This window comes from Bacillus sp. AFS002410, assembly GCF_002556365.1.
GTDB lineage: Bacteria > Bacillota > Bacilli > Bacillales > Bacillaceae_G > Gottfriedia.
This window is the reverse complement of record NZ_NUEU01000009.1, coordinates 121,608-134,503: the sequence shown is the minus strand read 5'-3', so window position 1 is coordinate 134,503 and position 12,896 is coordinate 121,608. Positions and strand designations below refer to the sequence as shown.

The following is a 12,896-nucleotide window of genomic DNA, read 5'->3' as shown; positions in this document are numbered from 1 at the left end:
AACCCTGATTATTTTAAAATAGTCAGGGTTTATTTATTTTTTGTTATTTTTATGTAAATTGAATGTAAGAATAATTGGGTATAAAGTATGGTTTGACTTAGGGAAGTGAGTTTAGTCCCTATCTATTGATATAATGAAGGAAATAGAAAGTTAACTAAATTTTTAAATAAAGGATGATAATATATTGAAAGAGAAATACGCGATCATTGATATAGGTTCGAATACAATGAGACTTGTTATTTATGAACAAAGTAAAAGCGGTCGTATAAAAGAAGTCGAGAATATTAAAATGGTAGCTCGATTACGTAAATATTTAAATGATAAAGAAATCTTGAACAATGAAGGCGTGAATATTCTACTTAAAACACTTCTTATGTTTCAAGAGATTACTCGTCATCATAAAATTAATCAAATTAAATGTGTTGCGACTGCAACGATTAGACAGGCTATTAATCGAGATAAGATTATTAAACTAGTTGCGGAAGAAACTGATTTTACATTACAAGTTTTGTCGGGGTATGAAGAAGCATTTTATGGATTTCTTGCTGTTGTAAATTCTACTCCAATTCAAGAGGGAGTTACAATTGATATTGGTGGAGGTAGCACTGAGGTAACTTATTTTAAGAATCGAGATATGATTCATTATCATAGTTTTCCATTCGGAGCATTATCTTTGAAACAGGATTTTGTATCAAATGATATTCCAACTATAGAGGAAATGAAAGAACTTACTCAATACTTACAAAAGCAATTTGAATCATTAGAGTGGCTCAGAGGTAAGAAAGTTCCAATTGTTGCGATAGGAGGAAGTGCTCGTAATGTAGTGCAAATTCATCAAAGTTTAGTTGATTATCCAATTTCAGGTATACATCAATATGAGTTGAATTTTGAAGAAATTAGCTATATTAAAAATCACCTCTCAACGTTGTCATTTGATGATTTTCTAAGAATTGATGGTTTATCAAAAGATCGTGCTGATATTATCCTTCCAGCAATTGAAGTTTTTAAAGAGCTTTATTCAATCGTAAATGCTAAAAACTTTATTCTAAGTAATAAGGGTTTAAGAGACGGGATCTTTATAGAAGAGTTTGTTTTAAAGGGACGAAAATTGCTTCCTTGCGTGCTGGATAAAAGTTTTAGCGATTTAGAACAAGATTATGAAATAAATAGTAATCACGTAGATCATATAAAGATTTTAGTAAATCAATTAGTGGAACAAATTAGTAAAGCTAACCTATACCCGCTAAGGCCTGAAGATTTTTTAGATATAAATCTAGCGGCACGAGTTTATAATATTGGGCAATACATTGAAGAGGAATCAAGTAGTCAGCATACGTTTTATTTATTAGCTAATCGTACAATTGAAGGATTGAGTCATAAAGAGCGTATAAAAATAGCATTAATAGCTTCTTATAAAAATAAAAATAGCTTTAAGCAATTTAGTAAACCGTTTCTTGAATGGTTTACATCAGACGAACTTAAGAATTTACGATTTTTAGGGATTCTTTTAAAATTTGCTAATAGTTTAAACGCCTCTAAAAGAGAAGCAGTGAAGAAAATTGAACTTAAAGTAAATGGCGAGGATCTTATTCTGCAACTTAAATGTTTAGGTGATTCGACTGCTGAAGAAATAGAAGCTGAAAAAAGTAAAAAGCAATTAGAAAAATTATTAAATAAGACAATACGAATTTTTTTCGAAGAGCACAAATCTGAGTAATCGGATTGTGCTTTTTTGTTACATATTAAGAAAGTATAAATTGGCAACGGTGAAGAAATATCTGCAATTTTAGGTAGATGTATAAGTACAATTACGCTCCATCTTCTCCTAAAGGCTCGACAAGCGGCGAGTTTTCTTTATAATAAAAATGGTAGAAATTAACAATTCTTTCATATATTTACAATAACTTAACATTCTATTAATATTGCATAAATTTTAGTATTGTAGGATTAATTTGTAGAAAAAATAAATTAAAAATAGAGTAATTATAACTAGAATATGTTCAAAAAAGGGTGTAAATGATGATAGCGACTAAAGAGGTAAAGGAAAAGAAGATCGAGTTAGCAGATCCGCAATATTATAATAATCGGGAATTAAGCTGGCTTGCTTTTAATGAGCGTGTTTTAGAAGAGGCTTTGGACGTACATAATCCTTTGCTTGAACGTTTGAAATTTTTGGCAATATTTAGTTCGAATTTGGATGAGTTTTTTATGGTGCGTGTTGCTGGATTAAAGGATCAAGTGAAAGCAGGGTTTAATAAGCCAGAAAATAAGGCTGGTTTAACACCAAAGCATCAGCTTTCACAAATATCAACAGTTGGTCATGAACTAGTGAATTTGCAATATAAAACATTCCGAGAAACATTAATACCAAAATTAAAACAAGAGAACGTTCATTTAGTAAAATATCATGAACTTAGTGATCGACAAAAAAATTATTTAGAACAATATTTTGAAGAGCAAGTACTCCCTGTTCTAACACCTATGGCAATTGATGCGTATAGACCATTTCCAATGCTATTAAATAAAAGTTTAAATTTGGCAGTTTATTTAGAAGACTTGGCAGAGGAAGAAGAAAAACGTAATAAATTTGCGATTGTACAAGTACCTTCATTATTAAAAAGATTTATATCAATACCAACGCTTGATGAAAAGCATTGTTATATATTATTGGAAGATGCAATCACTGCATATATCCACCTTTTGTTTCGAGGATTTATCGTACGAGAAGTAGCGCAGTTTCGCATTACTAGAAATGCGGATATGACAATTCATGAAGAAGGAGCTAGAGACTTACTTCTTGAAATAGAAAAAGAATTAAAAAAGCGAAAATGGGGTTCGGCAGTTCGACTAGAAATAGGACAATCTGGGGCGAGCGATTACATTTTGAACTATTTATTGGAAGAACTAGACGTACATGGCAAAGATGTATATGAACTAGATGGACCGTTAGATTTAACATTTTTATTTAGTTTTTATAAGGAATTAGAAAAATATAAAGAGCACTTGGTTTACGAAACATTAATCCCACAGCCTCCACAAGACCTTGAATCCGATGAGGATATATTTGAAAAAATAATGGAACAAGATATATTGCTACATCATCCATACGAATCATTTGAACCGGTATTAGATTTTGTATTAGATGCTGCAAATGATCCAAGCGTCCTAGCGATAAAACAAACCTTGTATCGAGTAAGTGGTGATTCCCCAATTATCGAGGCATTAAAACGTGCAGCGGAAAATGGTAAGCAAGTTACTGTTCTTGTTGAGCTAAAAGCTCGATTTGATGAGGAAAACAATGTGCATTGGGCAAAGGAATTAGAAAAAGAGGGTTGCCATGTTATTTATGGAATGACCCATTTAAAAACCCATAGTAAAATCACTCTTGTTGTTCGTAAAAAGAATGGAAGAATTGAACGATTTGTCCATTTAGGTACGGGTAACTATAATGATGCAACTGCAAAAATTTATACAGATATGGGACTAATGACTGCTAATCGTCAAATTGGAGTAGATGCAACAAATTTTTTTAACTTTCTAAGTGGATTCATGGAAAAACCCGATTTTAGGCATTTATCAGTCGCTCCTTATAGTATCCGTCACGATTTTATTCGAATGATTGATGAAGAAATTGCATTTCATAGGCAGTATGGAAATGGGCGAATAATTGCTAAAATGAATTCTTTAACCGATAAGCAAATTATTATGAAGCTATATGAGGCGTCAAAAGCTGGTGTGAAAATTGATTTAATTGTTCGAGGAACCTGTTGCTTGCGTCCACAAATAAAAGGTGTAAGTGAAAATATTCGCGTCATTAGTATTGTCGGGCGGTTTTTAGAACATAGTCGAATCTATTATTTCTACCATAATGGAGAACAGAAAATCTTTTTATCATCTGCGGATTTAATGACTCGTAATATGGAAAAACGTGTTGAAATCTTTTTCCCGATATTTGCTGACCATATAAAAAAGCGAATTATGAACATTCTACTTATGATGCTCTTCGATACTGCAAAAGCACGTGAGCAAGATGAAAATGGTGTTTATCACTATGTAAAAGGTATTGGAAATGAAAAATATAATAGCCAGAATGAATTGTTTAATTTGGCATATAATGTGCGCGAAGATGAAGAATAACTCGTAGAATTGAACAATTAGATAAAAAGACCCGCGAGGAAACGGAATAATCCTGCGGGTCTTTCATTATATTACACGTCTTTATTTTTCTTTCTTGACCTTCTAGCATTCCAAAATGCAATAATGAGTGCGCCGACTGAGTCTGCAATTATATCTGTCATTGTGTCAAAATTACCTCCACCTTGAGTATTAGTTCCAAGGAATTGATCGCTACTAAATTCCCAAATTTCCCACATGGCTCCGCAAAATACGCCAAAAGTAAATACAAATAAAAAAATAAATCCAGCAGACATTTCACTCTGAGACTGTTTTGTTGTCAATTTTCCCATTAAATCAATTGCTAAAAACGCGACTAGTGTTCCACTTAGGAAATGTAAAAACGTATCCCACCATCCTAAATGATAAAATCTGAGCATTGAACCAAGACATAATGAGCCTATTAAAAAAGCAAAATAAGAGAGGATAAACGGTAGTGCAAACCGGACATTAAAAATCTTATCTAATATGAGTGGAACGAGCGCACAAGCGATGCCACCTAACGCAATTGGGTATCGATAATGATCGTCTCTCATGATAAAAATGACAAATAAGACTAGCATGACAATAGAAAAGCCAATGCTTAAAAATGTTTGTACGCCTCTTTTCATTTCGAATCCCCCATTCATTTTGTTTATTTATCTCTTTTTTAAAATTAATGCCAAACTTGTTTTCGTAAAAAATCTTCAAAAATATTACGCAACTTTGACATAAAAAATTCACTAAATGGATGAAAAATTGTTAGAAAATTACCTCAAGAAAAATAAAAATTGAATTAATATTGAATTAGGGATATGGGTGACGAATAGTTGGGAGGATAATTATGAACTTTTTCGCATACTTAAAAGATTTTATTTGGTATACTATTAAAACATATTTACTTCCATTTATTATTGTTATTCTTTCAATAGCAATTGTTTTTTGGAGACTATTAGGTGATGAATTTTCATTTATTAACATACGAATAGAAATAATCTATTTCATTTGTTTTTTCTTTTTAGTATCTTTTACAACATATGAGATGAAGGGGCATAAAAATGAATAATTGGGAAGGATTAATTTCGGCGAAGGATCGAACTAAAATCTATTTGCGAAAGTATATTCCTGCTGAACCAATTGCTGTAATTCAAATTGTACATGGAATGGCAGAACATGGTGGAGCTTACGAAAAATTTATTGAATATTTAGTTCATAATCAGTTTGCAGTCTTTATTCATGATCAAAGGGGTCATGGGAAAACAGCGGCAATTGAAGATGATCTTGGTTTTTTTGGTGAAGAAATCGGCTGGGAAGAAGTAGCTAATGATATAATTTTTATTAGTAAGATGATTAGAAAAGAATTAAAGGATATTCCGTTGATTTTATTTGGACATAGTATGGGATCTTATTTAAGTAGAAGAGTTGTTCAATTAAAAGGAAATTTATATGATGGCCTAATTATTTCTGGAACTGGATGCGATCCTGGAATGTTAAGAAAAATGGGGGTATTTATTTCAAGTGCAGAAGCATTTTTAATTGGTGCTAGCAAGAGGAGTAAAGTATTAGATTTTTTAACTTTTGGGAACTTCAATAATCATTTTAAATTTCCAAAAACGAGATATGATTGGTTAACTAGAGATGAAGCCGAGATTGATCGATATTTAAAAGATCCGTTCTGTGGTTTTATCTGTTCTTCCAGCTTTTACCGTGAACTGTTAAGAGGCATTGGAACGATACATCGTAAACCAGAAATAAAGAAGACGCCGACTTCTCTTCCAATCTATATTTTTTCAGGAGATAAAGATCCAGTTGGTCAAAATGGCGTTGGTGTAAAGAAGGTCTATCAGCTTTATAAAGATATTGGATGTACAAATATAAAATTAAAATTATATGAAGAAGGTCGCCATGAGATGCTTCATGAAATCAATAAAGATGAAGTTCATCATGATGTAAAAACTTGGATAGAAGAAACTATATTAAATCAATAAATAAGTATTGTACTCACATATTGAAGTATAGTATTCTTCATAGTAGAATAGGAAGTAACAGTATTTTACTGTGGAGGTGAAGAAATGCATACGTTTTTATCTGTACTATTAATTATTGTTTCAGTACTTATGATTGTTCTTGTTCTGCTTCAATCTAGTAAAAGTAACGGCTTATCAGGTGCGATATCTGGTGGTGCTGAGCAACTGTTTGGCAAGCAAAAGGCTCGTGGTTTTGAGTTGGTTTTACAACGAATAACAGTTGTTGTAGCAGTTTTATTCTTCATTCTAACAATTGCTGTAACGTATTTTAAACTGTAATAAACAAGCTGCCTAAAGAGGTGGCTTTTTTATTTTTACTAAAATTGTAATAAATCGGACACCTATATGGGTGTCCGATTTATTATACTTGAGTTAGGTAAAATGGAATTCGATTTTGTAATACGAAGCATAAAGTTAGTAAATACTTAACAACAAATAAGTAGAAAAATTAGGTGAAAAGAATGAAGAAAAAATACAGTACAGTAACGTATTTAGTATTAGCAATCGGAATATTTATAACTGGTTGTAGTAGTAATAAAATTAATCGACCTATTCTTTCAAAAGAAGAAGTAGTATCCAAAATAGAAAAAGATCCAAATAAAGTAGTCACAGATATTGATAAAGAAAATAATTCTACATACGAAGTTGAAGTATTTGAGAAAAACCATAAAAAAACGCTAATTGTAAATGCAAAAAATGCAAAAATTAAAAAAGAAGAAAAAGACCGAGATCTCTTAGACGATCAAGCGCTAAATCTATTATATAAAAATGAATTTGTTATTACACTTTCACAAGCAAAAGATATTGCATTAGACCAAGTAAATAATGGTACGATTACTGAAATTGAAAAGGAAAAAGACGATAATGAATACCATTACAGTGTTGAAGTAATGAAGGACCATATTAATCATTCTATGGAGATTGATGCAAAAACAGGAAAAATTACTTCTCTTAAACAAGAAGATATTTTTCTTAATGACTAGGAGTAAGAAGTTGTCTCAAAAATTGATGATAGCTCGCGAGGAAGTTTTGGATTCCTAGTGGGCTTTTTGTGATTTTCTATAATTTTTAGGCAAAACAGACGCCACTATATAAGGCCAAACGGTTTTTCAACAAAAATTAGAGTTATATCAACAAATTTCTGTTGTTTATCAACAAAAAAGTGGATATATCAATAAAGTTCACAACTTTATCAACAAAAGGCATAATTTGTTCGTATTTCTTTTGATAATTCCTCAGAATTTCAAGGGGAAGCAGCTACTTATCCACATATCAATTAAAAGCACGAAAAAAGACAACCGTTAAATAGGTTGTCTTGATTTTCCAAAAAAATTAACCTCTCATTGCAGCCCATTCTTCTTTACTTGGACCATACATTCCTGGAACAGCTAACCCAGCTTGTCTCATTAATACAGTCATTTGGCCACGGTGGTGAGTTTGGTGTTGAATTGCCATACGTAGTAATGCGTGAATCGGCATTTCAAGGAATCCAAACGCGTTAATAATTTGTTTTAGATCATTGTCTTTCCATTCATTTTGTGCTGCTTCGATCATAGCTTTACTTACTTCAGCGTATTTTTCTGCTAATTCTTTCGCTGTTCCAGGCATATCTTCTTTATTCGTAGATGCTTCGAATTGTAAACCTGATTGTGATATGATTGCTTTAATGGCTGTCGTAATATGCCAAGCTAATTCGCCTAAAGAACTAAAATCCTCACCAATTGCCTGATCAAGAGATTCATCTGTCATAGCATTAAGTAATTTGATTGTGCTTTCTTCTTCAAGTTTCCATTCAGTAATAAATTCTTCAACATTATTAAACATAACGTATCCTCCTTAAGTTGTTTAAATTACCAACATTATTATTACCACACCTTTTATTAAATCATAACAAGTTATTTAAAAAAACTGTTTATTGGTAAATAATTGAATTGAAAGGTAAAATAAAATGACAATTTCTTTACGTAAAATTAGTTAATTCTTATTATTGATTATTTAATATTGAATTGAACGATTATAGGTAAAATATGAAGTAACGAAAGAAAAATGGATAGAAAAGTTTTGGAGTGAGTATATATGAGAGTAACAATGCCGAAACCATTTACATTTGAAGGTGGAGATCGAGCAGTTTTATTATTACATGGATTTACAGGACATTCAGCAGATGTACGTATGCTTGGACGTTTTTTAGAAAAACAAGGATATACTTGTCATGCACCACATTATAAAGGTCATGGTGTACCACCAGATGAGCTTGTTCATACAGGTCCTGAAGACTGGTGGAAGGATGTAATGGATGCTTACCAATTCTTAAAGGATAAAGGCCATCAAAAGATAGCGGCAGTAGGATTATCATTAGGTGGAGTTTTTGCATTAAAATTAGGCTATACGGTTCCGTTGAATGGGATTGTTACGATGTGTTCACCAATGTACATAAAAAGCGAAGAAATTATGTATGAAGGTGTTTTAGCATATACAAGAGAGTTTAAAAAACGTGAAGGGAAAACCCCTGAACAAATTGAAGTAGAAATGGAAGAGTTTAAAAAAACTCCGATGAATACATTAAGAGCACTTCAAGGTTTAATTAAAGAAGTTCGCGAAAATGTTGATACAGTTTATGCACCTACATTTGTCGTACAATCTACTGTAGACGAAATGATTAATACAGACAGTGCAAACATAATTTACAATGAAGTACAATCTGATCAGAAAAAATTAAAATGGTATGAAAACTCTACCCATGTTATAACGCTTGGACAAGAGAAAGACTTGTTACATGAAGATGTACTAGCATTTTTAAATGAATTGGAATGGTAGAATGATATCTTTCTGGACAAACTTAAACTAAATACCCTTTAAACGAAAAAGGAGGGAAAAGTATGAATCAACAATGGAAAGAAAAATTATTGGAATTAATGAAAAGCGCTGACTATATGCCTTTAAATATACAAGGTATAGAAGAGGCTATGGGTTTAACAGAAGCAAGTGACTTCCGAGAAGTAGTAAAAACGCTCGTCATTTTAGAAGATGAGGGTTATATTGTACGTTCTCGAAATAATAAATATAGCTTACCTGACCAATCAAATTTAGTACGAGGTAAATTGACGGGCCATGCTAAAGGCTTTGCTTTCGTCATTCCAGAAGAAACTGGAGCAGAAGATGTATTTATTCCACCATCAGACTTAAATGGTGCCCTGCATGGAGATATCGTTCTCGCTCGTATTACAAAAGAGAAAAGTGATGCGCGTAGAGAAGGAACAATTGTAAAAATTATAGAACGTGGTCAAACAAAAATGGTTGGTACTTACCAAGCACAGAAAAGTTTCGGTTTCGTAATTCCTGATGATAAGCGATTTGGAAGCGATATTTTTATTACAAGAAGTAATTCTCAAGGGGCTGTGGAGGGCCACAAGGTTGTTGTAGAACTTACTCAGTTTCCTGAGAATGGGAAAAACGCAGAGGGTATTGTCGTTCAAATTCTAGGACATAAAAATGATCCTGGTGTTGATATTTTATCAGTTATTCATAAATTCGATTTGCCACAAGAATTCCCTAAAGAAGTAATGGATCAAGCAAATGCTGTTCCAGATGAGATTGATGAGTCAGCAATTGGTACTCGTCGTGATCTTCGCGATGAACAGATTGTAACGATTGATGGAGCAGATGCGAAGGATTTAGACGATGCTGTTACCGTTACAGCGCTTGAAAATGGTCATTATAAACTAGGTGTACATATTGCAGACGTTTCATATTATGTGACTGATAGTTCTCCAATTGATCAAGAAGCATATGACCGAGGAACAAGTATTTACTTAGTTGACCGTGTTATTCCGATGATTCCGCATCGTTTGTCTAATGGTATTTGTTCATTAAATCCTAAAGTAAATCGATTTACCCTTTCATGTGAGATGGAAATCGATCAAAAAGGTGAAGTTGTTAAACACGAAATTTTTGAAAGTATCATTAAAACAACTGAACGAATGACATATAGCGATGTTAATAAAATATTAGATGACCAAGATACTGATTTACGTGATCGCTACGAACCGTTAGTGCCGATGTTTGAAGAAATGGCTAAGCTAGCAAAAATTTTGCGTAATAGACGTATGACACGCGGCGCAATTGATTTTGATTTTAAAGAAGCAAAAGTGCTTGTTGATGAAGAAGGTCATCCAACTGAAGTCGTAATACGCGAGCGCTCAACTGCAGAAAAACTGATTGAAGAATTTATGCTTGTAGCAAATGAAACAGTTGCTGAACATTTCCACTGGCTAAATGTACCGTTTATGTATCGAGTGCATGAAGACCCGAAAGAAGAAAAACTTCAACGATTCTTTGAATTTATCGCATCATTTGGCTATACAGTAAAAGGTGCCGGTAACGAAATTCACCCGAGAGCGTTGCAACAAGTTCTTGATATGGTTCATGGGCAACCAGAAGAAACTGTTATCTCAACAGTAATGCTTCGTTCAATGAAACAAGCTAAGTATGAGGCTGACAATCTGGGCCACTTTGGTTTAGCAGCGGAGTATTATACTCATTTCACATCGCCGATTCGTCGTTATCCAGACTTAATTGTCCATCGATTAATTCGAAATTATTTAATCGAAGGAAAAATGGATAGTGAGACAAAGCGTGAATGGGATGATAAACTTCCTGCAATCGCTGAGCATGCTTCTAATATGGAACGTCGTTCAGTTGAAGCAGAGAGAGAAACCGATGACTTGAAAAAAGCAGAATACATGCTTGATAAAGTTGGCGAAGAGTATGAGGGGATTATTAGCTCTGTAACAAATTTCGGTATGTTTATTGAGCTACCAAATACGATCGAAGGATTAGTTCGAGTTGCTGATTTATCCGATGACTACTATAACTATGACGAGCGTACGTACGCGATGATTGGTGAAAGAACAGGGAAAGTATTCAGAATTGGTGATGAAGTAGCTGTTCGCGTAGTGAATGTTAATAAAGAGGAACGAGCAATCGATTTTGAGATTGTTGGCATGAAATCGAATAAACCTCGTAGAAGCGGTGGCAGAGGACCAGTTAATCTTGGCGGTGGCTCTGGTGGCGGTAGAGGACGTGGCGGTCGCGGCGGAAGAGGCTCATCAGACCGAAATGGAGATAGTTCTCGCAGTGGTCGTTCTCGTGGAAAACGAGGAGATAGTTCACCAAGAGGAGAAAGTTCACCTCGAGGAGAAAGTACTCGAAGTGACGAAAAAGATAGTGGACGTAACGGAAAATCGTCAAGGAATAAACGTGACGATCGTTTTAATCCAACGAAAAGTAAAAGTAAGAGTAAAAAGAACAAACCTTTTTACGATAAAGTAGCAAAAGGTAATAAAAAACGATAATAATCATAAAGGCAGTGGACATCTTGTCCACTGCTTTATTGACTATTTTAGGTTGAATTATGGTAAAATAAGTAAAGATAGAGAGGTGTTAATTATGCCAAAAGGTGAAGGGAAAGTAATTGCTCAAAATAAAAAAGCGTATCATGATTACTTTATTGAAGAAACGTATGAAACAGGTATCGTATTACAAGGTACTGAAATAAAATCACTACGTGCTGGAAAAGCTAATTTAAAGGATTCCTTTGCCCGCGTTCAAGGTGGAGAAGTATGGCTTCATAATATGCATATAAGTCCATATGAACAAGGTAATCGCTATAATCACGAGCCATTACGAACTCGAAAATTATTACTACATAATAGAGAAATTGTGAAGTTAATCGGTTATACAAAAGAAACTGGTTATACTTTAGTACCTTTAAAAATCTATTTAAAAAATGGCTATGCTAAGCTATTACTTGGATTAGGTAAAGGTAAGAAACAATATGATAAACGTGATGATTTAAAGAAAAAAGAAGCAAAACGCGAAGTAGAACGTGCTTTCAGAGATCGTCAAAGAATCTAATTGGATAAATGTTGAAGCATTGGAATTTTAGGTTTTCTTTAGAAACAATTGTTAATTGCAACTTGAGATGGATATGCTATAATAAGTTTGTAAGTTAATCACCAACAAAAATTTAGCACGATGTGCAGATTTTATAGATTATGAAGCCTTTGCTTTATGCTTCGTAAGTCACTCATAGCGAACATGACTGAATAAGTTTTGTGAGCATTTTATATGGGGGCGTTACGGATTCGACAGGGGTAGTTCGAGCTTAAGTCGCGAGTCGAGGGGTCGGCCTCGTTAAAACGCAAAAGCCAATAACTGGCAAAAACAACAATTTCTCTTTAGCTGCTTAATTGCACTAAAGGCTCCTCCTATGTATCGCCCATGTGCATAGCTTAGAGGGGTTCACTCATTAGTGGGCTACGCCGGACCTCGCCGTCTGAGGGGAATGGAAGAGATTAATCAGACTAGCTATCAGGAAGCCTGTCATTGGGCCGAATGGTATGCGAAATTCTAATACAGTGACTACGCTCGTAGAAGCTTAAGTGCCGATATTCTTGGACGTGGGTTCGACTCCCACCGTCTCCACCAATACATACTGTTTGGTGGTTTTTTTATGTTTAAAAATATGAAAAGTAAAAGCTTCTTAAAACACTGATTGTGGATGTTTTAGGGGGTTTTTCTATTATGTTAATTATTAAAACTAGTCCTTTTTAATGTTTTTATAACCATTTTAACGAAAGAAAATAATGGAATTTAATAAAAATAAATTAAAAATTTTAGAAAAAATAAAAAATTCCCCCAAATTAGACTGTTTTT

The 12,896-nt window shown here is 33.5% G+C and carries 11 protein-coding genes and 1 other RNA gene; 10 read left to right on the top strand and 2 right to left on the bottom strand.

Translation table 11 applies throughout. From position 1 onward, the window contains the following. The first annotated feature begins 184 nt into the window (after positions 1-184). Both CN692_RS08310 and CN692_RS08305 read left to right on the top strand, forming a co-directional pair. Positions 185-1,717 (top strand): Ppx/GppA family phosphatase, encoded by a 1,533-nt coding sequence (locus CN692_RS08310; RefSeq protein WP_306659895.1) that lies wholly within the window; start codon positions 185-187, stop codon positions 1,715-1,717. Positions 1,718-2,016: 299 nt separating this feature from the next. Continuing rightward, on the top strand, positions 2,017-4,137 hold the full coding sequence (locus CN692_RS08305) for an RNA degradosome polyphosphate kinase (RefSeq protein ID WP_373605026.1): 2,121 nt from the start codon (positions 2,017-2,019) through the stop codon (positions 4,135-4,137). Positions 4,138-4,208: 71 nt separating this feature from the next. Here CN692_RS08305 and CN692_RS08300 read toward each other — a convergent pair whose 3' ends face one another. Then, a complete protein-coding gene (locus tag CN692_RS08300) occupies positions 4,209-4,784 on the bottom strand; it encodes a hypothetical protein (RefSeq protein ID WP_098118692.1) in 576 nt (191 codons plus the stop codon). A 212-nt stretch (positions 4,785-4,996) separates the two neighbouring features. Between CN692_RS08300 and CN692_RS08295 the strand changes: the two genes are divergently transcribed. The 4 genes from CN692_RS08295 to CN692_RS08280 all read left to right on the top strand — a co-directional run bounded on the left by CN692_RS08295 (position 4,997) and on the right by CN692_RS08280 (position 7,162). Beyond that, on the top strand, positions 4,997-5,218 hold the full coding sequence (locus tag CN692_RS08295) for a hypothetical protein (protein WP_098118691.1): 222 nt from the start codon (positions 4,997-4,999) through the stop codon (positions 5,216-5,218). Next, positions 5,211-6,140: an alpha/beta fold hydrolase gene (locus tag CN692_RS08290; protein WP_098118690.1), complete on the top strand. Its 930-nt coding sequence runs from the start codon at positions 5,211-5,213 to the stop codon at positions 6,138-6,140. The genes CN692_RS08295 and CN692_RS08290 overlap by 8 nt, the downstream gene beginning before the upstream one ends. Before the next feature lie 84 nt (positions 6,141-6,224). Further along, on the top strand, positions 6,225-6,458 hold the full coding sequence (gene secG / locus CN692_RS08285; protein ID WP_025569105.1) for a preprotein translocase subunit SecG: 234 nt from the start codon (positions 6,225-6,227) through the stop codon (positions 6,456-6,458). Between the two features lie 182 nt (positions 6,459-6,640). After that, complete coding sequence (locus tag CN692_RS08280) at positions 6,641-7,162, top strand: PepSY domain-containing protein (protein ID WP_098118689.1); 522 nt, start codon at positions 6,641-6,643, stop codon at positions 7,160-7,162. Positions 7,163-7,511: 349 nt separating this feature from the next. On the opposite strand, the gene CN692_RS08275 is transcribed toward CN692_RS08280, so the two are convergent. After that, complete coding sequence (locus tag CN692_RS08275) at positions 7,512-8,003, bottom strand: DinB family protein (protein WP_098118688.1); 492 nt, start codon at positions 8,001-8,003, stop codon at positions 7,512-7,514. A 252-nt stretch (positions 8,004-8,255) separates the two neighbouring features. Between CN692_RS08275 and CN692_RS08270 the strand changes: the two genes are divergently transcribed. The 4 genes from CN692_RS08270 (at position 8,256) to ssrA (ending at position 12,668) form a co-directional block, all read left to right on the top strand. Further along, a complete protein-coding gene (locus tag CN692_RS08270; protein WP_098118687.1) occupies positions 8,256-8,996 on the top strand; it encodes an alpha/beta hydrolase in 741 nt (246 codons plus the stop codon). A 62-nt stretch (positions 8,997-9,058) separates the two neighbouring features. Then, positions 9,059-11,533 carry a ribonuclease R gene (rnr, locus tag CN692_RS08265; protein ID WP_098118686.1) on the top strand — a complete coding sequence of 825 codons (2,475 nt, stop codon included), beginning with the start codon at positions 9,059-9,061 and terminating at the stop codon, positions 11,531-11,533. A 94-nt stretch (positions 11,534-11,627) separates the two neighbouring features. Further along, positions 11,628-12,095 (top strand): SsrA-binding protein SmpB, encoded by a 468-nt coding sequence (smpB, locus tag CN692_RS08260; RefSeq protein ID WP_056469927.1) that lies wholly within the window; start codon positions 11,628-11,630, stop codon positions 12,093-12,095. Positions 12,096-12,310: 215 nt separating this feature from the next. Then, positions 12,311-12,668: a transfer-messenger RNA gene (gene ssrA, locus CN692_RS08255) on the top strand. Positions 12,669-12,896: the final 228 nt, after the last annotated feature.

What these genes read in the sequence shown, in the direction of transcription:
- CN692_RS08305 (WP_373605026.1), top strand. Translation starts at nt 2,017, where the DNA reads ATGATGATAGCGACTAAAGAGGTAAAGGAAAAGAAGATCGAGTTAGCA.
- CN692_RS08300 (WP_098118692.1), bottom strand. Translation starts at nt 4,784, where the DNA reads ATGAAAAGAGGCGTACAAACATTTTTAAGCATTGGCTTTTCTATTGTC.
- CN692_RS08295 (WP_098118691.1), top strand. Translation starts at nt 4,997, where the DNA reads ATGAACTTTTTCGCATACTTAAAAGATTTTATTTGGTATACTATTAAA.
- CN692_RS08290 (WP_098118690.1), top strand. Translation starts at nt 5,211, where the DNA reads ATGAATAATTGGGAAGGATTAATTTCGGCGAAGGATCGAACTAAAATC.
- secG (WP_025569105.1), top strand. Translation starts at nt 6,225, where the DNA reads ATGCATACGTTTTTATCTGTACTATTAATTATTGTTTCAGTACTTATG.
- CN692_RS08280 (WP_098118689.1), top strand. Translation starts at nt 6,641, where the DNA reads ATGAAGAAAAAATACAGTACAGTAACGTATTTAGTATTAGCAATCGGA.
- CN692_RS08275 (WP_098118688.1), bottom strand. Translation starts at nt 8,003, where the DNA reads ATGTTTAATAATGTTGAAGAATTTATTACTGAATGGAAACTTGAAGAA.
- CN692_RS08270 (WP_098118687.1), top strand. Translation starts at nt 8,256, where the DNA reads ATGAGAGTAACAATGCCGAAACCATTTACATTTGAAGGTGGAGATCGA.
- rnr (WP_098118686.1), top strand. Translation starts at nt 9,059, where the DNA reads ATGAATCAACAATGGAAAGAAAAATTATTGGAATTAATGAAAAGCGCT.
- smpB (WP_056469927.1), top strand. Translation starts at nt 11,628, where the DNA reads ATGCCAAAAGGTGAAGGGAAAGTAATTGCTCAAAATAAAAAAGCGTAT.